17 protein-coding genes are annotated in these 19,837 nt (G+C 35.8%); 5 read left to right on the top strand and 12 right to left on the bottom strand.

Annotation, left to right across the window (positions count from 1 at the left end):
- The first annotated feature begins 637 nt into the window (after positions 1–637).
- A complete protein-coding gene (locus VK90_RS04870; protein WP_048370839.1) occupies positions 638–3,682 on the top strand; it encodes an efflux RND transporter permease subunit in 3,045 nt (1,014 codons plus the stop codon).
- A gap of 48 nt (positions 3,683–3,730) precedes the next feature.
- Here the strand turns inward: VK90_RS04870 and VK90_RS04865 are convergent, their stop codons facing one another.
- The 4 genes from VK90_RS04865 to VK90_RS04850 form a co-directional block, all read right to left on the bottom strand.
- Positions 3,731–4,255 carry an AAA family ATPase gene (locus tag VK90_RS04865; protein WP_048370837.1) on the bottom strand — a complete coding sequence of 175 codons (525 nt, stop codon included), beginning with the start codon at positions 4,253–4,255 and terminating at the stop codon, positions 3,731–3,733.
- A 122-nt stretch (positions 4,256–4,377) separates the two neighbouring features.
- Positions 4,378–5,298, bottom strand: coding sequence for a phosphate ABC transporter permease PstA (gene pstA / locus VK90_RS04860; RefSeq protein ID WP_048370836.1), 921 nt, complete (start codon positions 5,296–5,298; stop codon positions 4,378–4,380).
- A gap of 2 nt (positions 5,299–5,300) precedes the next feature.
- On the bottom strand, positions 5,301–6,191 hold the full coding sequence (gene pstC / locus VK90_RS04855; RefSeq protein ID WP_025149865.1) for a phosphate ABC transporter permease subunit PstC: 891 nt from the start codon (positions 6,189–6,191) through the stop codon (positions 5,301–5,303).
- A gap of 71 nt (positions 6,192–6,262) precedes the next feature.
- Positions 6,263–7,165, bottom strand: a complete 903-nt coding sequence (locus VK90_RS04850; protein WP_048370834.1) for a phosphate ABC transporter substrate-binding protein PstS family protein — start codon at positions 7,163–7,165, stop codon at positions 6,263–6,265.
- Between the two features lie 509 nt (positions 7,166–7,674).
- Here VK90_RS04850 and VK90_RS04845 point away from each other — a divergent pair.
- Genes VK90_RS04845 through VK90_RS04835 form a run of 3 tightly spaced genes read left to right on the top strand, consistent with a single transcriptional unit; the run spans position 7,675 to position 10,029 of the window.
- On the top strand, positions 7,675–7,932 hold the full coding sequence (locus VK90_RS04845) for a FeoA family protein (protein ID WP_002174927.1): 258 nt from the start codon (positions 7,675–7,677) through the stop codon (positions 7,930–7,932).
- Positions 7,929–8,651 (top strand): FeoB small GTPase domain-containing protein, encoded by a 723-nt coding sequence (locus tag VK90_RS04840; RefSeq protein WP_048370832.1) that lies wholly within the window; start codon positions 7,929–7,931, stop codon positions 8,649–8,651. Before VK90_RS04845 ends, VK90_RS04840 begins: the two co-directional genes overlap by 4 nt.
- Positions 8,629–10,029 carry a nucleoside recognition domain-containing protein gene (locus VK90_RS04835; RefSeq protein WP_048370831.1) on the top strand — a complete coding sequence of 467 codons (1,401 nt, stop codon included), beginning with the start codon at positions 8,629–8,631 and terminating at the stop codon, positions 10,027–10,029. The genes VK90_RS04840 and VK90_RS04835 overlap by 23 nt, the downstream gene beginning before the upstream one ends.
- Before the next feature lie 66 nt (positions 10,030–10,095).
- On the opposite strand, the gene VK90_RS31050 is transcribed toward VK90_RS04835, so the two are convergent.
- The 8 genes from VK90_RS31050 to VK90_RS04800 form a co-directional block, all read right to left on the bottom strand.
- On the bottom strand, positions 10,096–10,224 hold the full coding sequence (locus VK90_RS31050) for a hypothetical protein (RefSeq protein WP_082147787.1): 129 nt from the start codon (positions 10,222–10,224) through the stop codon (positions 10,096–10,098).
- Positions 10,225–10,235: 11 nt separating this feature from the next.
- The gene (locus VK90_RS04830; RefSeq protein ID WP_048370829.1) at positions 10,236–11,402 is read right to left on the bottom strand and encodes a Ger(x)C family spore germination protein; all 1,167 of its coding nucleotides are present in this window, start codon (positions 11,400–11,402) and stop codon (positions 10,236–10,238) included.
- A complete protein-coding gene (locus tag VK90_RS04825; RefSeq protein ID WP_002174923.1) occupies positions 11,386–12,507 on the bottom strand; it encodes an endospore germination permease in 1,122 nt (373 codons plus the stop codon). The genes VK90_RS04830 and VK90_RS04825 overlap by 17 nt, the downstream gene beginning before the upstream one ends.
- A complete protein-coding gene (locus tag VK90_RS04820) occupies positions 12,508–13,986 on the bottom strand; it encodes a spore germination protein (RefSeq protein ID WP_156185354.1) in 1,479 nt (492 codons plus the stop codon).
- Between the two features lie 101 nt (positions 13,987–14,087).
- Complete coding sequence (locus tag VK90_RS04815; RefSeq protein WP_048370826.1) at positions 14,088–15,560, bottom strand: sodium:solute symporter family protein; 1,473 nt, start codon at positions 15,558–15,560, stop codon at positions 14,088–14,090.
- Positions 15,557–15,754 carry a DUF3311 domain-containing protein gene (locus VK90_RS04810; protein WP_002174920.1) on the bottom strand — a complete coding sequence of 66 codons (198 nt, stop codon included), beginning with the start codon at positions 15,752–15,754 and terminating at the stop codon, positions 15,557–15,559. Before VK90_RS04810 ends, VK90_RS04815 begins: the two co-directional genes overlap by 4 nt.
- Before the next feature lies 1 nt (position 15,755).
- Complete coding sequence (locus VK90_RS04805) at positions 15,756–16,931, bottom strand: M20 family metallopeptidase (protein WP_048370824.1); 1,176 nt, start codon at positions 16,929–16,931, stop codon at positions 15,756–15,758.
- Between the two features lie 131 nt (positions 16,932–17,062).
- Positions 17,063–17,773 (bottom strand): C39 family peptidase, encoded by a 711-nt coding sequence (locus VK90_RS04800; RefSeq protein ID WP_048370846.1) that lies wholly within the window; start codon positions 17,771–17,773, stop codon positions 17,063–17,065.
- Positions 17,774–18,167: 394 nt separating this feature from the next.
- On the opposite strand from VK90_RS04800, the gene VK90_RS04795 reads away from it, so the two are divergent.
- On the top strand, positions 18,168–19,583 hold the full coding sequence (locus VK90_RS04795; protein WP_048370822.1) for an amino acid permease: 1,416 nt from the start codon (positions 18,168–18,170) through the stop codon (positions 19,581–19,583).
- Positions 19,584–19,837 lie beyond the last annotated feature (254 nt).

The following is a 19,837-nucleotide window of genomic DNA, read 5'->3' as shown; positions in this document are numbered from 1 at the left end:
TTTCGTTCAGTTTTCAAAGAACTTGTCCGTCGCTCAGAAGCGACTTCATCATATTAACATCTTCATTTTTCGATGTCAACCATGTTTTTTAATTTCTTTTTTGTCGTTTTCTGCGTTTCCGCATCAGCGACGTTTATTAATATACCATCATGATTTTGAAATAACAAGTGCTTTTTATAAAAAACACAAAAAAAATTCCCTTTCCCTACTTTCTTCTATAGAAAGGACCATTATCCTTTCTACTTAAAACAATTATTTTGATTGTATACAAGTTACTATACACTACCATCACCCAAGCGGTATTTCACAATAAGTTCCTGACTTTTAATCCTCTTCCTTTTAAATTTCGTAATAACCACGACTCTACTTAAGATGGAAAAGTACACATTTAAACGTAAAGTAACAAAATAAGTTAGTTATAAGAAACGAAACAACTATCCTAAAGCAAAACTTTAATTAGTGCTTTTTCTCACCAATCAGGAATCTTCCTTCACAAATAACGAAATCCCCTCGAAATATTAACTTAAGATTATTGTTAGAATTTTTTTACATTTAATTAATGAAAAATATCCATTTTTTGTTATATAGTAAGGGAGTGCCCAAAAAACTATAAATAAACTAATGGAGGAATTATCTTATGGATAGGTTAACAAAATTTTCATTAAAAAACCGAGCCGCTATCATTATCATGGTTTTTCTCATTTCCATACTCGGCGTTTATTCCGGTTCTAAATTACCTATGGAATTTTTACCAAGCATCGATAACCCCGCAATAACTGTTACAACATTATCTCAAGGGCTCGATGCTGAAACGATGACCAAGGGCGTAACTGATCCTCTCGAAAAACAATTTCGCAATTTAGAACATATCGATGGCATCACTTCTTCCACAAATGAAGGATTATCACGCATCGACATCGCATATACATCCAAGGCAAATATGAAAGACGCGGCACGCGAAGTTGAAAAAGCAATTAATACGGTTAAATTGCCTAAAGATGTAACTAAGCCTGTAGTTAGCCAATTAAACACTTCTATGATCCCACTTGCTCAAATTACCATCCAGAAGCAAAATGGATTTTCAAAAGCTGACGAAAAACAAATCGAGGAAGAAATCGTACCACAACTCGAAAGTATTGATGGTGTTGCCAATGTCATGTATTTCGGAAAGTCAACTTCCGAATTATCCATCTTACTTGATCCTAACCAGCTAAAAGATAAAAACGTAACATCAGAGCAAGTATTAAAAGTTTTACAAGGAAAAGAAACTTCCACTCCCGCTGGGGCAATTACGGTTAATAAGGAAGAATACAATCTTCGTGTCATCGGGGATATAAAAAATGTAAATGACATTAAAAATATCAACGTTACACCTCAAGTAAAATTACAAGATGTCGCTCAAGTTGAACTAAAACAACATTACGATACAATCTCGCACATAAACGGTGAAGAAGGAACAGGATTAGTCATCATGAAAGAGCCGAGTAAAAACGCGGTTGCAATTGGAAAAGAGATTGATAAAAAGATTAAAGATATAAGCAAGCAATATAAAGATCAGTTTTCTATTAAACTTCTAGCTTCAACTCATGAACAAGTTGAAAATGCTGTTACTAGCATGGGAAAAGAAGTAATCCTTGGGGCAATTGCTGCAACTCTAATTATCTTAATCTTTTTACGCAGCTTCCGAACAACACTCATAGCTGTCGTCAGTATTCCATTATCTATTTTATTAACACTGTTTTTACTCCACCAATCTAACATTACACTTAACATTCTAACTCTTGGTGGCTTAGCCGTTGCCGTGGGACGTCTCGTCGATGATAGTATCGTTGTAATCGAGAACATTTTCCGTCGTTTACAAAAAGAAACCTTCTCTAAAGATATTATTCTTGATGCAACGAAAGAGGTCGCTGTCGCAATCACCTCTTCCACTTTAACAACAGTCGCAGTTTTTTTACCTATCGGTCTCGTATCAGGAGTAATCGGTAAACTCATGTTACCTATGGTATTAGCAGTTGTATATTCTATTTTATCTTCCTTAATCGTTGCATTAACAGTTGTTCCACTTATGGCTTTTTTACTACTCAAAAAAACAAAGCATCGTAAGCCGAGTTCTTCACCACGATATGTCGCTACATTAAAATGGGCTCTTTCTCATAAATTTATCATTCTACTTACTTCTTTTTTATTATTCGCAGGATCAACCGCTGCCTACATACTACTACCGAAAGCGAATATAAAGTCTGAAGATGATACAATGCTATCCGTCAACATGACATTTCCAACCGATTATGAGTCTGAAGCTAAAAAACAAAAAGCCTTTGATTTCGAAAAGAAACTACTCTCTAATCCTGATGTAACAGATGTTATTTTACGAATGGGATCCAGCGCAGAAGATGCACAATGGGGACAGACAACTAAAAACAATCTTGCAACTATATTTGTAGTCTTTAAAAAAGGATCTGACATCGACCAATATATTAAAGAGTTAAAAAAAGAACATACAGCTTTCGAACCAGCTGAACTTGATTATATAAAAACGAGTTACTCTGACGCTGGCGGCGGAAACAACTTACAATTTAACGTAACAGCTACTAACGAAACAAATTTAAAAAAGGCCGCTAACATCGTCGAAACAAAACTAAAAAGCATGGACTCTCTCTCTAAGGTAAAAACAAATATAGAAGCATCTAAAAAAGAATGGCAAATTCATATCGATCAAACAAAGGCTGAGCAACTAGGTTTAACACCAGAATTAGCAGCACAACAAGTAGCATTCCTTATGAAGAAATCACCTATCGGGGAAATCTCAATTAATAATGAAAAAGCAACGATTATGATAGAACACAAGAAGGAAGCCATTAACAAGCAAACAGATATTCTAAACACAAACATACTATCACCTATTAATGGGCCAATCCCTTTAAAAGACGTTGCAACTATTTCAGAAAAACAACTTCAAACGGAAATCTTCCATAAAGATGGGAAAGAAACGATTCAAATTACTGCAGAAGCTTCAAGTGAAGATTTAAGCAAAGTAAGCGCAGAAGTAAACAAGACGATAACCGACTTAGATTTACCTAACGGAGCAAAAGTAAATATCGCAGGTGCTACTGAATCTATGCAAGAGAACTTCACAGACTTATTTAAAATTATGGGGATTGCAATTGGGATTGTATATTTAATTATGGTTATCACATTCGGGCAAGCACGTGCTCCTTTTGCAATTTTATTCTCTTTACCATTAGCTGCTGTCGGCGGTATTTTAGGATTAATTATTTCAAGAACACCTGTTGATGTAAATTCATTGATTGGCGCATTAATGTTAATCGGGATTGTCGTTACAAATGCTATTGTATTAATAGAAAGAGTTCAACAAAATCGGGAAAACGGTATGGAAACAAGAGAAGCTTTACTAGAAGCTGGTTCCACTCGATTACGCCCAATTATTATGACAGCCATAACAACAATCGTCGCTATGCTACCACTTCTCTTCGGGCAATCTCAAGCAGGAAGTATGGTATCAAAAAGTCTAGCCGTCGTTGTAATTGGTGGCTTAGCTGTTTCAACCGTCCTTACACTAGTCGTTGTTCCTGTTATGTATGAACTATTAGATAAAATCGGGAGAAAAAGACGCTCCCGCAGAAAAATAAGTACTTCTACAGAAACACCTGATATTTAAACCCAAAAGGCGTTATCTTCAATTATGAAGATAACGCCTTTTGACCCTCTACCTACCGATATAATCCAGCACTTTTTTACCATACTGCTCTAGCGGCTCTCCAGAATCTACAATAAGATATTCACCATTTAAAGGCCTTTTACTGCCATCCAGCCATTTTTTAAATGCTACTTCTGATTCTACTTTTGTAATTTGACTTATCTTACGTTCACGTGTTTGTAACCTACGATTAATTTCTTCTATATTATTAAGATAACATTCAATATATTTATATGTAGCACCATGTTTCTGACATAAATCTATTCCTTTTTTAACCATCCCTTCATAGAGACATGGACTATCTAATATCACACTATGCTCTTGCTCCAACAAAAAATTGATCAGTTCCCACTCAATATCATAGGAGATTCCCCCAACCACTGTTGATTCAAAACCTTTTGTCGCTAATGATTTTAATAAAGCTGATTTCACGACGTCATGATCTACAATAACAGCACCTGTTAACTTAGCAATATACTTAGAAAGTGTCGATTTTCCTGATCCAGGAAACCCTGACATTTGCAGAAAAAACACATCTAAACCCCTCTCGCATCCTAATATCTATGCACTCAGTTACGTATTCAACAATTGTTACGTCCATTCCTTCTACATAAAAAGAACCCTCTGTTTATAAACAGAGAGCTCTTTTTTGTAACCTATGCCGCTTTTACCTTCTTCGTCGTTTTACGACTTTTTTTCGTTCCTGTAAAACGCTTGTGTAATACAGATGCTACAAAACGTGAAATGATATTGAATAGTAATACCATAATAATTAATACAGCTGCAGATTTTGTCGCAATTAACTTCGCATCTGGGATAATCCCTTCCGAATTTAACTTCCAAATGTGAACCGCTAACGTTTCAGCTGGTCTAAATGGATTTAAAGGATGCGCCGGACTTGAGAAGTCCGCTGCTGAATTTAAAATCGGAGATGTTAAACCAGCTGTGTAAATTAATGCTGCAGCTTCACCGAATATACGCCCCGCCGCTAAAATAATCCCTGTAATAATTTGTGGTAGTGAAGACGGAATAATAATACGGGCAATTGTTTGCCACTTTGTTGCACCTAATCCAAGACTCGCCTCTTTTACATTATGAGGAACTTCAGAAATCGCATTTTCACAAACACGTGTTAAACCAGGTAAGTTTAAAATAGTTAAAGCAAGAGCACCACCCATTACTGTGTATCCCCAGCCTGTCATTGTAACAAATACTAACAAACCAAATAATCCAACAACAATAGAAGGTAACGACGCCATTGTCTCAATACATAATCGAACAAAACTTAAAAAACGACCTTGTTTTGCATACTCCGCTAAATATATTCCAGCCCCTAATCCAAGAGGAATAGATATAATAAGTGTTATAACAAGCATGTAGAAGGAATTGAATAACTGCGGACCAATGCCACCACCAGCTCTTGTATTACTTGGTTCTCCAAACAAGAAATTAGGATCCCAAAATCCCCATCCCTTTTGCAGAATTTCAAACACTAAGAACACTAGCAAAGCTACAACTAAAGCTGCAACCGCATAAAAGATACCCGTCCAAACTTTATTTACCGTTCTTGCATTCATTATTATCGCTCACCTCTTTGACCAATCGCTCGAATTACTAAAATAAACAGGAATGAAATAACAAGCAGAATCATCGCTAATGTCCATAGCGCATTGTTCCAAGCTGTTCCGTTCAATGTATTCGTCATATCCATTGTTAGAATACCCGTTAACGTTGCTGTTGGACTATATATTCCTTCCGGTAATTTAATCGTGTTCCCGATTACCATTTGAACCGCTAACGCTTCACCAAAAGCACGCGCTAACCCTAAAACAATACCTGTTAAAATCCCTTGTTTTGCAGCAGGAACAATAACTCGGCTAATCGCTTGCCATTTCGTCGATCCTAGACCGTAAGAAGCTTCCAAGTAATCAAACGGAACAGAACGTATTGCATCAGAGGCGATACTAGCAATAGTAGGTAAAATCATAATACTTAGGACGATAATACCAGCAATTAAACTAAAGCCCACTCCCCCAAACGAATCACGTAATAAAGGAATTAAAATCGTAACCCCTAATAATCCGTATACAACTGACGGAATACCAACTAATAATTCTAAAACAGGCTTTAATACTTTATTCCCAAACTTTGGCGAAATTAAATTCATGAATATAGCAAGAGCTATAGCAATTGGCGCACTAATAACAACAGCACCTAACGACACAAGCGTCGAACCAACAATAAAGATGACAGCACCATACGTACCTTGATCAGCATTTGGATTCCATTTTGTCGAAGTTAACACCTCAGATAATGAGATACCACTTTGCGTGAAAGATTGAATTCCTTTGCCGCAAATAAACGCAATAATAGCTAATGTAACAAAAACAATAAAGATACCACAAAACGTAACGAGTGTTCTTCCTATATATTCACTCTTTACGTAATTAATTTGTTTTTTCCCCTTCATCACAGGACAGACCCCACTTCATAGATTGAAATGAACAGGACTGGCCTTGCAGCCAGCCCCATAAAATTTTATTACTTATTTAATTTAGACATCGGAATGTAACCCATATCTTCTACTTGTTTTTCGAAATCTTTACCTTTTACATAGTCAATGTATGCTTTTGTCGCTTCTTTTGCCTCACCTTTAGTTACCATGTACTCGTAAGACCAGAATGGATATTTACCAGCAGAGATGTTTTCAACTTTCGGTTCAGCACCATCAATTTTCACAGTTTGCAATGCACCTTTTTTATCGCCAACCATGTAAGACATTGCTAAATAGCTGATTGAACCTGGAGTAGAGTTAATCGCTTGCTCTACTGCACCATTAGAATCTTGTGTAGTACCAGTTCCATCATTAATTTTCGCATCTTTCATAACTGTTTTTTCAAATGTAGCACGTGTACCAGATGAAGCTGGACGATTAATTACGTTGATTTTTTCATCTTTCCCGCCTAACTCTTTCCAGTTCGTTACTTTTCCAGTGAAGATATCTTGCACTTGTTTTACTGTTAAGTTATCAACTTTTACATCTTTATTTACGACAAGTGCGAATGCGATACCCGCTACCTTGTTATCTACTAATTCTTTCGCTTTTTCAGCATCTTTTATTTTATCTGAAGCCGGAACATCCGAATTACCAATTTGTACTGCACCAGACGCTACTTGGTTAATCCCTGTTCCACTACCGCCACCTTGAACTTGAATAGAAACTTTTGAATTTTTCTCCATGAATTTCTTTCCAGCTTCCTCCGCAAGAGGTTGAAGAGCTGTAGAGCCAGCCGCTGCAATCGTACCTGATAATTCTTGTTTAGCATTATCGCTTCCTTTAGCAGCTTCCTTATTATCCGTACTTTCTGCTTTTCCACATCCAACTAATGCACCTGCAACAACTAAAGCCGCTAAAGAAAATTTAATACCCTTTTTCATAACCATGTCTTGTACCCCCATTTGGATTATCACTTTTCGAATTCATCTTCTTTCGAACACAAATTCATTGTAGGACAACAATATTATGTGAGTGTTAAGCAATTTTTAAGTTTAAGTAAATAGAGATAACATCCCGCAAAAGCTAGACATTCCAACATTTACAGTTAAAACAGCCAACAAAACCCACACTAACCATGCAGTATTGTAAATTTATTCTTAACAATGTAAAGCCAATGTAAATATTTTTCTTTATTTTGCCCTTTAAGTTAAAAATATATTTACAATCCCCCTATATTTTTTAACTTTTACGCTCTTACCTTATTTACATTAAGAAGAATTTCAGTAATATTTTTCGGTACAATCAAATAAATTGGAACAATTCTAAAAATAAATGAATATTTTTAAAGTACTAATTGACAGCATCATCCAATGTAGTCTACTATATTAGTAGCAAAAAGTTTACCTAGGGAAACTTTTTAAACTTAAACTAAAAATATAGAGATGAGGTAACTTTTATGGTATCGGCTAATACAAAACCACTTTCCGAATTTACAACAGGAGAGTTTGTACAAATTGAGAAGATACAATTAGAAGGAACTATGAAACGACGTTTATTAGATTTAGGCTTTATTCCTGGGGCAACGATTAAAGTGTTACAACGCAGTCCACTTGGAGACCCGGTCGCTTATCAAGTAAGCAACACAACTATTGCACTGCGTAGTGAAGAAAGTTCCCTTATTTTCGGGGTATTAATAGGAGATGATTTCAGATGAGTAACCATCGCATTGCTTTAGCTGGTAACCCGAATACCGGGAAAAGTACATTATTTAATACTTTAACAGGCTTAAAACAACATACTGGAAACTGGACGGGGAAAACTGTTTTAAAAGCTGAAGGGGAATATGAGCATAACGGAAATATATATACAATAATAGATTTACCTGGAACTTACTCACTGTATTCAAATTCAGCAGATGAAGAAGTCGCACGAGATTATATTATATTTGAAAAGCCAGAAGTAACTGTGGTTGTTATAGATGCAACTGCAATGGAAAGAAATTTAAATTTAGCACTCCAAGTGATGGAAATGACAAACGATGTAGTCATTTGTATTAACTTAATTGATGAAGCAGAGAAAAAGGGAATCGTTATTGATGAAAAAAAATTAGCAAAATCACTTGGTATACCGGTAGTTAAAATTTCAGCACGAAATCGAGTTGGTATCGGACATTTACTAAGTGTCATTACTAAAGTAGCAACAAAAAGGCTCATTCCTACACCAATTAAAATTACTTATAATGAAAAAATTGAAAATATGATTCAAGAATTAGAACCACAAATTTATAAAGTGTTCGGTGATACGTATCCAGCACGTTGGATTGCGCTACGTATTTTAGATGGAGATAAAAATTTCTTAACTACACTTCAAAAACATCATAACGAACCGCTTGTAAGGGAGGTCGTAATAAATGGAATCTCACTCAGCCAGTAAAGCTCTTCCATTAGACTATATTATCCAACATGCACAAACACTCTCAAAAGAAGATATACGAGATGATATTGTCGGAGATATTTATCGAACATCTGCAAATATATGTAAAGAATCTGTTCAATATACAAATACTGATAAATTATATCGTTCCGAAAAACTAGATAAAATTTTCACATCTCCAATCTGGGGATTCCCAATTATGCTCGGTATTTTATCTATCATTTTTTATCTTACAATTGCAGGCGCTAACGTACCATCTGATATGCTTGCTGAGTTCTTCGGCTGGGCAGAAGGATATTTAACATCTTGGTTCCAAGCAATGCATGCACCTGAATGGTTACATGGCATTTTAATACTTGGTTTATTCCGTGGTATCGGAGCTGTTATTAGTGTTATGTTACCACCTATGGCCATTTTCTTCCCTATGTTCGCCCTATTAGAAAACTACGGATATTTACCACGTGTCGCATTTAATATGGACCGCTTATTCAAGCGATCTGGTGCACACGGTAAACAATCTTTAACAATGGCAATGGGATTTGGTTGTAATGCAGCTGCCATTATGTCGACACGTATTATTGAATCACCACGTGAACGTATGCTTGCAATCTTAACAAACAACTTCGTTCCTTGTAACGGTCGCTGGCCTATGTTAATTTTAATGGCTTCACTATTTATGGCTGCTGGTTATACAGGTAGCATGCAAACATTTGTTACTGCAAGTGTCGTAGTTGGAATGGTTGTAATTGGTGTTATTATGACATTAACCGTTTCTTGGGTACTATCAAAAACAGCTTTAAAAGGCGTTCCAACTCACTACACACTTGAGTTACCACCATACCGCAAGCCAAAAATTTGGAATACAATTGTGCGTTCAACGCTCGATAAATCAATATATGTTTTAAAACGAGCTGTAATTGTAGCTGCACCTGCCGCTGTATTAACTTGGATACTTGCTAATATTTTCGTTGGTGACACTAGCTTACTTATGCACTTTGTAAACTTCCTAGATCCATTCGCGAAAATGTTAGGTCTTGACGGTTTTATTCTAGCAGCGTTTATTCTTGGACTACCAGCTAATGAAATTGTTATTCCAATTTTATTAATGTCTTACTTATCAACTGGCGCTTTAACTGAAATAGATGATTTTAATCAAATTAAAAATCTATTCTTAGAACACGGTTGGACTTGGTTAACTGCGTTAAACACAATGTTGTTCTCACTTCTTCATTTCCCATGCGGGACAACACTGGTTAACATATATAAAGAAACAAAAAGTGCAAAATGGACATTCTTATCGTTTGCAATCCCTACTGTTATTGCCATTGTTGTTACATTCCTCTCTACACAATTGGTACATTGGTTAGGGCTTGTATAAAAGCTAAGCATACATAGAAGGTATCCCCCTTCACCATATGCTTAGTGCATAAAAGAAACCTGAAAATCATTCAGGTTTCTTTTTTTCTTTCCACGGCTGCGCTCCATACGTTGTAATTTTTTTATGAATAAAGTATATAGCTCCTGGAAGAACCGCCATCAATATCGCGCAACTAATTCCTAATCCAGTAAACAACTTACATCACCTTATTTCACTCTCTTCGGTAAAGCCGATCCCGAATGTTCAATTATAGGATGAACATGAACAATTACTTCAGCGTTACTAAAATAATTTTCACCTTGATCCCAATTCTTACTTATTTTTTTCCACTCTTTATAATTATGCCGCTTATATACTTCACCAAATCCCAATACATCTACCTTATATTTTTTTTGAACAAGTTTTACTGATTTTTGGATACGTTTCTCCATTTCCTCCGCAATATTTTTCTTTAATCGATTTTCATTCATAATTTGTTTATTATCACTAAAATGCAACTCAGCCAAGGTCCCATCTAGAGATAAATGAATATCAAACTTCGGTTTTGTAGCATTTGCCGTAGACACTTTAATCTTCCGGTGTATCTTATGAATTTCATATGTAATAAGCTGGCCCTTTTTACGGATAGTAAAAAAACCTCCAATTTTTTTACCTATTACATAGTTCATTCCTAACGTTTGTTCTCCACTCATCATTCCAACACACTTATTATCCTTTCCACGAAATAAAGCAGCCCCATCCATCTGGACACCTTGCTTCGTTAAACTTAAAACAGGTAGCGCAAAACTTTGCTTTGAAATCATTTTCTCCTGTACTTCACCAATTCTGGCCGCCTCAATCATTTGAGCATTTTTCGGAGGATGATCAGCTAACATATCAATGTATTTCGCCGGTAAATTTTCAGGCTTTGCACTTTGTTTTAAAATGGCTTCCGCATTTTTCTTCGAAACGAACAAACGAATATTCCTTCTCATTTCATGATCACGAATATATACATCTAACGTATTTTGCAAAACATACGGACCTGAAAGTAATTCTTTAGAAAAAATTATCACTTGTATATGTGGAAAGAATAAGGAACGACTAATTTTTTTAGCAATAATTCGTATTTGCTCAAAAACACTATCAGCTTTTGCACTAACATTAATATAATTTTTACTCTCCCCATCGCCTTGAGTACCTTGTGGCGTTAACTTACTTGGGAGTACCATTTGATATGTACCCTTCATCACCGGATTAGATTTCTTTTCTTTCACAATATCATAAGCCGCCCCTACCACAAATCCCCTTTCTTCGATCTCTTCTAACTCAGAACACCCACTCATCCAACTAGCCAAAACAGCACATATCATAATTTTAAGAAGGTGCTTCATTTTTACCATTCCTTCTTTTTATTTTATATACAATTAAAACTAACAAAGGCGCTAATACAACAAGCCCCATATCAATCCAAGCTAAATAAGTTCCATAATGTGATAAATCGTCTAAATTACCAGGTATCATATTCACCATAAAAATAATAGGGGCACTTACAAAAATGAAAATATGTTTCTTCACTTTCGGAAACATGGCACAAAATAATAAAGACGCGACGTCATAATATATTGCTGTAGTGTTATAGACAGTAATAATCCAAGTAGTAAAAAAGATCGCATCAAACCTTTCTAAAAATCCTCCTCCAATTTCAATTTCTTTCCCTAATTCAATCGTTGGATATGTCAGTCCCCTAGTTGTCATATAGGTAAAAACACTAATACAAGTTATATAAATTAAAATGTACGAAAGCACATTTACCATCACTGCTTTTGCAACTGCCAATGGTGCTTTTTTTGCTGTGTCATTTAACATCACCGCATAAAACAAAGCTACCTCAAATCCAATAAACGTAAAAACAGAACTTTTAACTCCTACAGCATATTGCCTTACGTCCGTTTGAAAAGCCGGTAGTAAATTATCTATTTCCATTAAGTTCACATTCAATAAAGAAAGCAGTACGATTGCAATAAAAACGATAGGCAAAAATAAAACGTTTAACCTTAATAAAGCCACTCTCGATCCTGCTACTCCATAAACAACAACTAATAGGAAAAAGAAAGACAATAGTTGTACTGGTGTATCATTAAATAAATACGTTTGTGAAATAATTGCAATCATGCGCGATTCATATGCTGTCAAAGCAGCAAACGTTAATACTAAAATGATACTAATCGTGTATGCAACGGGTTTCGTCAAATGTGTACTTGTATATTGAACAAAGTTTTGTTTTGGGAATAAAATAGCCACCCTCGTTACAAACCATCCTAAACATGCACATATCAATCCTCCAGCAAGCAAAATAATCCAGCCATCTGAAAATAGAGTTTGCGTAGCGACGTCTCGTGGCATAGATAATGCCCCTATACCAATAATGGCTGAAGATACCGCAAAACCAAGCTCCCGGGATCCAATTTCTTCATCTCCGTATTCAAATGGTTTCAATTACTCTCGCTCCTTTGGATGTAATGTAGAGTCTTTCGTTTGTAAATATTCCGGTCTCTCTTTCAACATTGACTTCGGCAAGCGGACAATCTCTTCTTTCCAATCTTTATAAAACGCAGGAGCAATAGGCGTTGTATACGGTACCCCAACACTCTTTAAATTCGTAATATGAACGGCAAGTGCAATAAGAGCTAAAATAATCCCATACAGCCCAAAAGCAGTCGCGGCTAATACAAAAACGAAAAGTAAAACCCTAAACGTAATCGTAATGCTATACACAGGCAGTGAAAATGTAGCAATTGCTGTAACCGCAATAATAATGACTAAAAACGGATTTACAATCCCCGCACTTACTGCTGCTTCTCCAATTACAAGGCCACCTACAATCCCAATGGTTTGTCCCATCTGTTTCGGTAATCTAATTCCAGCTTCTCTTATTAATTCCATCGTCAATGCCATCATTAATGTTTCAATATAAGCAGGAAACGGTACACCTTCCCTCGCACCTGCAATTGAATAAGCCAATTTAGAAGGAATAAGTCCTTGGTGATATGAAACTAGTGCTACATACATTGCCGGCATTAAAATCGCAATTATACCGGAAATCATTCGCAAAACCCTTAATAACGTACCAATTATCCAGCGCTCATAATGATCTTCTACCGATTGAAAAATATCAACAAATACTAATGGCGCAATAAGTGCAAATGGTGATCCATCTACTAAAATGGCCGCTTTTCCCTTCGCTAATGAGGCCACAATACTATCAGGCCTTTCTGTATTCAAAAACTGCGGAAATGGCGATAAATTATTATCTTGAATTAATTGTTCAATCGTACCTGTTTCCAAAACGACATCTGTCACTATCGATTGAAGACGACGATCTAACTCTTTTACAATGTAAGGATTAATAATATCTTCTATATATACTATGGTCACTTCTTTTTGCGATCTTTCCCCCATAATATAAGATTGAAATCGTAGCTTTGGATCACGTAAACTACGACGAATTAACATTTTATTTACATTAATATCTTCATTTAGTCCAATCCTCGGTCCACGTATTAAATCTTCTGTTACAGGTGGTTCTAGACTTCTTTTCTCCCAAGCCCTACTATTAATAACAATAGCCGTTTGAATATTATCAATTAATATAACTGTGTCTCCTGTTAAAATCGCATTTATAATATCTGGAAATGTTGTTTTCGTACTGACTTCTGCAATAGAAATAAAACGATCTAACAATGTTTGAACAACAGCTGCTTCATTTGGTACTTCTTCATATTGAAGTGTACGAACTACATATTTATAAACATTATCCTTATCTGTTAATCCACATAAAAAAACAACCGCACAACGTGTAAAACTTCCCGCAAGAGCCACTTCTCTAATCGTTAAATCATTAGGTGAACCTAACTCATCCCTGATTTCCTTCATAACTTCAAACAAGGTACTTTTCAACTCTAACAATTTCCCCACCTAACTTCCTTTTTAACAAGTTTTTAGTTAGATTCCGCTAATAGAAGTAAATATATACAAAAAAGAGCTATCTCTTTTCAAAGATAGCTCTAACACGCGAATTACTTTTCTACTATTATATTGTCCGTCTTTATAGATACACTTTTCGTGAGTCCACTCACTACAAACATCACAATAATATTAATTAACAATGCGACTATACCTACATTCAAATCTTTTATATATTGCGGTACCCCTGGAAACATCGTAGCTATAGTAGAACCAGATAAGGTGATATATGCGACAACTAACAGCCCAATTCCCATCCCCGCAATCGCACCTTGTTTCGTAATAATTTGCCGAGGAAACAAACTACATACAAGTGCAGGGAAAAGTTGCGTAACTATACTGTATCCCATTAAAAGAAGAGCCCCTATTGTTTCTCCACCTTTAAAGGTGAACAAAACAGCTACAAGCGTTACTACAGGAACAAATAATTTCGCCACTTTAGCAACTTGTCTATCTGAAGCAGATGGGACCATTGTTCGGTAAATATTTTTTGCTAACAATGTAGAAGCGGCCATGACAAGCATGGAACCTGGAACTAATGCTGTTAAAACTCCAGCACTACCAATAATCCCAATAAACCAAGGGTCAAAGGTTTGAAGAGCCAGACGGAATAACGAAAGATCTACATCCGCTCCCTTTAATCCAGGAACTTGTAATATAGCAGCAAATCCTGCAAAGAATACGAAAAGTAAAACTAAAGAATACAGTGGCATAATTGCCGCGTTTTTCCTAAATACTTTTTCGTTTTTTGCAGAAAAAGCAGAAGCAAATGTATGAGGCCACATATAAAAACCGAGGGCCGTTAATATAATAGTAGAAACAAACCAAGAAATACTCATCCCTTCATCAGGCAAGGACAAAAACCCTGGTTTCGCAGCTTCTACAGCTTCGAACATCGGCTGAAATCCTCCGTAATAATGATACGGTAAATATATACCTAAAAACATAACGATAAACAGTATCATAATATCCTTCAAAGCGGCTGTCCAAGCAGAGCCGTGTATACCTGAAACCATTACATATATAGTTATAACAATAGCACCAATCCATACTGCAATAACAGGTGACACTCTTCCATACGAAGCTTCTGAAACGATAATTCCTAGTCCCTTTAACTGTAAAACAAGATATGGAATAATAGAAATAACACCAACAATTGAAACTATTACCCCAAGCATCTTACTCTTATATTTCTTCGCAAAAAAGTCCGGCTGCGAAACAAGGTTATGTTCTTTTGCATACTTCCAAATCGGTGGCAATAAAAAATACGATAAAATATAAGCTAATGCACCATAACCTAAAATATAAAATGTAGGTGCCCCTTTACTATACGCCCAGCCACTTCCTCCTAAAAATGTGAACGTCGTATAAATTTCGCCTGCCATAAGGAGAAAAACGAAAATAGTTCCAAACCCTCTTCCGCCAACCGACCATTGTTCTAAATTCATATCTTTTCCATGTTGTGCCCGAATCCCTAAAAATAGTGCTAGAAATAAAAATAAAATAATGATAAGTAATGCTATCATCCTATATCCCCCTTATTAGCAGGATCAAATAAGTATACAAGCCCCATACATAGAGACGTAATGAGCACTGATAATAATACCCAGAATAATAAAAATGGCATCCCCAATACGTAAGGAGTGACTGAATTCGCAAATACTGGTCCAACTACTAAACAAAGAACTGGAATAAGCGCTAGCACATGTATTTTCTTCATCTCATTCTCCTTTATTTATAAAATTCATAATGGCTGATACAAAAACTTCCACTCCAATTGGTAATGCGTCTTCGTCAATTGTAAAACGAGGATGGTGATGCGGATATATAATTCCCTTCTCTTCATTTCCTGCCCCTATAAAAAAGAATGTCCCTGGTGCCTTTTGTAAAAATGCTGAAAAATCTTCTCCTGCCATCGTTGGTTGTAAACGTACAACCCTTTCTCTTCCAAAAAGCTGTAATGCCGTACGTTCAATAAGATCTGTCACTTCATAATCGTTCACAACTGGTCGATATCCATATTCATAAGAAAATGTATACTTAGCACCGTAGGATTCTGTAATATGTTGTACAATCCGTTCAAGCTTTTCCTCTGTTTGTCCTCTTAATTCATGTCTTAAACTTCTCACTGTCCCTTCAATCTCTGCCTGTTCCGGTATAACATTATGAGTTGTCCCAGCGTGAAATTGTGTAACAGATACTACGAGAGAATCTAACGGGTTCGTGAGACGAGATACAATTTGCTGGATTTGCGAAACGATTTGTGCACCGATCGCGATACTATCGACTGTTTCGTGCGGAATTCCAGCATGTCCACCTTTTCCCTCTATCGTAATTTTAAAAACATCCGGTGCCGCCATCGCTGGGCCATAAATTACACCTACTTTTCCAACCTCTAATGAAGCCCAAAGGTGAGCACCAATAATGTAATCCACACCTTCCATTACTCCCGCTGCAACCATTTCCTCTGCACCACCCGGAAAATTTTCTTCTGCATGTTGAAATAGAAAACGAATTTCCCCTTTAACTTTTTCTCTTTCTTCTACTAACTTATGTACTACACCAAGCAATATCGCCATATGACCATCGTGACCACACGCATGCATCACACCTGGATATGTAGAAATATAATCAAACTTATTTTCTTCATGAATGGGAAGAGCATCCATATCAGCACGAACCGCGATTGTTTTACCAGGCTGTTTACCAATTAGCCTTGCCATTACACTATATTTAGTAGGGCGCGAAACTTCTAAATATGGGATTTTCCGAAGTATGTCGAATACAAATTGAGATGTTTTTTCTTCTTGAAAAGATAACTCTGGATACTTATGAAAGTGCCTTCTCCACTCAATCAACTGATTCTTTAATAAAACAAGTTCCTTTGCGACATCCATTTCTCTTCTCCCCTTCTTCACTAAGTTAACTGTTATTATAACGTGAATAGTTAACTTTTAAAAGAATCTTCTGAATTTTCAATAATAAATACTTAAAAATAAAAAGCCACCCTCAAGATGACTTTTCATTATTACAAAATAGTAATTGCTTGTTTCCCCATTTGCTCCCATGACTTTTCAAACTCTGCTCGCGGAACAGCTTTACGTGGGTTATTTGCAAGAGGATCATTCATATATACGAAATTTTGATCGTATCCAATTACTACTACACTATGCTCATAATATGTAATTTTTACTTCTCCTGAACTTGTATTCCACGTCTCAAAGCTATCTTCTGAAAGTGGTTTAAACGTCGTATTCGCAATTACCCATACAGGTGATCCCGAACTAATTACTTTATATAAATCTTGCACTGCTCTACCTGTTAAATTAATGACTTTTTCAGGAACATACTTTTCTGCTAATGTAAAGATTGGTTGATGATATACACCGTACCCTTGCTCAGATTTCGTATAAATATTCCCGACAAACCCTTCATAAGGATTCCCACGCAAACCGTCTTGTTCAAATGGGACGCGGTAAATTTCACTAGCAAGTTGCATCTTATCTACTTGTACACCTTTATGTTGCAACAACATTGCTAAACTCGTTACTTCACACCCACGAGGTAATTCAGGTAATTGCTTTATAAACGGGACACCTTCAATCATTGCACTTTCTTTCACCTCAGAGAAAAGGTCTAACCGTAATTCGTGTGCCTTTTTCATAATTTTATCTTTCTCGATAAAAAACACGGCAGCAAATATAATACCGAAAATAAAAATATATTTTAACTTTTTCATCATAAACCAAACTCCATTATATCAATTATTTTAAAGTCGTAACTTCTACCATTGTACCTTTCTTCTTACTAGTTTACTAGAAAGATTCTGTGAATTATTATTTACATATACCATTTTTAAAATTCTAATTATTTTTAATAAAAAGAAAAAACAATATACTTTTTCTGAATATTTTGCTAAAATCAAAATTGTTAACATAGTGAATGAATCGCAAGTCTTCCACCATGTTAACAAACATTCTAGGATATTTAGTCATAAGTTAGTTTTTCTTTTACATACTCCATTCATTTCATAACAAAATAAATCGAGTATGTTTTTCATCCCCCACTAATGATTAAAATCCCAGAATGAAATCAAGTTAACACATACAAGAAAAATACGGGGTGAGGGGCATATGAATCAACAAGTAGAACAAACAGATTTAAAACGAACAATGAAAAGTAGACACTTATTCATGATTGCACTTGGTGGAGTCATTGGAACAGGATTATTTATGGGCTCTGGACAAATCGTCCATAATGCCGGACCAGGCGGAGCTATTCTTGCATTTTTAGTCGGTGGTTTCGTTATGTATTTAACGATGTTATGTCTTGGTGAATTATCAGTAGCTATGCCAGAAGCAGGTTCATTCCAAAGTTATGCAAGCAAATTTATTTCACCTGGCTTTGGATTTGTCGTCGGTTGGATGTATTGGTTAAATTGGGCTGTTACAGTTGGAGTAGAGTTAACGACTGTTAGTATTTTAATGAAACGTTGGTTTCCAGACGTTTCTTCGTGGATTTGGTGTGTTATATTTGCAGCAGCACTCTTTCTTGTGAACGCTTTATCAGCGAAAGCATATGCAGAGACTGAGTTTTGGTTCGCTAGCGTAAAGGTTGCAACAATTGTTGTCTTTATTGTACTTGGAGGCGCAGTTATGTTCGGTTTTCTCGACTTTAATGGAAAACCAGCTCCAATGCTTCATAATTTCACTGAAAATGGCGGACTATTTCCAAATGGTGCACTAGCAGTTCTTCTTACAATGATTACAGTAAATTACTCATTCCAAGGAACTGAACTTATTGGTATTGCTTCAGGTGAAAGCGAAAACCCTGAAAAAACGATCCCAAAAGCTATAAAAAACACAATTTGGCGAACTCTATTCTTTTTCGTCTTAGCAATCTCAGTTGTTGTAGGTTTACTCCCATGGCAAGAGGCTAATCTAGTTGAAAGTCCATTTGTACTTGTATTTGATGTAGCTGGTGTTCCATATGCAGCAGACATTATGAACTTTGTTATTATTACAGCTGTACTATCTGTAGCTAACTCTGGTCTCTATGCAAATTCTCGTATGCTTTGGGCGATGGCAAAACAAGGAATGGCAAGTCCAGCTTTTACAAAGCTAACTAAAAAAGGTGTACCGCTAAATGCATTAATTTTCAGTCTGATTTTTGCAAGCCTTTCTTTATTAACGAGTGTATTTGCGGCAGATACTGTCTTTTTAGTTCTAACATCTATTGCAGCAATGGCAGCTGTTGTCGTTTGGATGTCGATCGCAGCTTCACAATTTTTCTTCCGTAGAGAATTCGTTAAAAATGGCGGTGACATAAAGGATTTAAAATATCGTACACCACTTTATCCAGTAGTTCCAATCGTAGCTTTTTCACTCAATTTCATTACATTTGTTAGTTTAGCTTTCATTCCAGATCAGAGAATTGCTCTTTTTTGCGGGATTCCATTTATGATTATCTGTTACATTTTATACCAAGTAAAATATAAAAAAGTTGTCACATTTGAACAACAACAAAATATAACTCGGAAAATAAACTAAATATACTAAATATTCAGCTATCTTTCTTATGATAAGATAGCTTTTTTCTATTTATTGGATATCTTGGTATAACTTTATTTAACTTAAAATTTTCACAATCACGTTTTTCTCTGGAAAATAGTTTACAATGTAATCAAGTTACAAATGATATTCACCTTAAAAAGCGTGCATTTGTGTCTATTTTTTAACAATATGACAAAAACTATTGCCTTCTATAAATTAATAGGTTTATATTGTTTTATTGGCATAGTTTC

This window comes from Bacillus sp. LK2, from assembly GCF_001043575.1.
Lineage (GTDB): Bacteria > Bacillota > Bacilli > Bacillales > Bacillaceae_G > Bacillus_A > Bacillus_A paramycoides.
This window is presented reverse-complemented; position numbering and strand designations above follow the sequence as displayed.

Coding starts and splice junctions, on each gene's coding strand:
- VK90_RS04870 (WP_048370839.1), top strand. CDS start 638: ATGGATAGGTTAACAAAATTTTCATTAAAAAACCGAGCCGCTATCATT.
- pstA (WP_048370836.1), bottom strand. CDS start 5,298: ATGAATGCAAGAACGGTAAATAAAGTTTGGACGGGTATCTTTTATGCG.
- pstC (WP_025149865.1), bottom strand. CDS start 6,191: ATGAAGGGGAAAAAACAAATTAATTACGTAAAGAGTGAATATATAGGA.
- VK90_RS04850 (WP_048370834.1), bottom strand. CDS start 7,165: ATGGTTATGAAAAAGGGTATTAAATTTTCTTTAGCGGCTTTAGTTGTT.
- VK90_RS04845 (WP_002174927.1), top strand. CDS start 7,675: ATGGTATCGGCTAATACAAAACCACTTTCCGAATTTACAACAGGAGAG.
- VK90_RS04840 (WP_048370832.1), top strand. CDS start 7,929: ATGAGTAACCATCGCATTGCTTTAGCTGGTAACCCGAATACCGGGAAA.
- VK90_RS04835 (WP_048370831.1), top strand. CDS start 8,629: ATGGAATCTCACTCAGCCAGTAAAGCTCTTCCATTAGACTATATTATC.
- VK90_RS04830 (WP_048370829.1), bottom strand. CDS start 11,402: ATGAAGCACCTTCTTAAAATTATGATATGTGCTGTTTTGGCTAGTTGG.
- VK90_RS04815 (WP_048370826.1), bottom strand. CDS start 15,560: ATGATAGCATTACTTATCATTATTTTATTTTTATTTCTAGCACTATTT.
- VK90_RS04810 (WP_002174920.1), bottom strand. CDS start 15,754: ATGAAGAAAATACATGTGCTAGCGCTTATTCCAGTTCTTTGTTTAGTA.
- VK90_RS04805 (WP_048370824.1), bottom strand. CDS start 16,931: ATGGATGTCGCAAAGGAACTTGTTTTATTAAAGAATCAGTTGATTGAG.
- VK90_RS04800 (WP_048370846.1), bottom strand. CDS start 17,773: ATGAAAAAGTTAAAATATATTTTTATTTTCGGTATTATATTTGCTGCC.
- VK90_RS04795 (WP_048370822.1), top strand. CDS start 18,168: ATGAATCAACAAGTAGAACAAACAGATTTAAAACGAACAATGAAAAGT.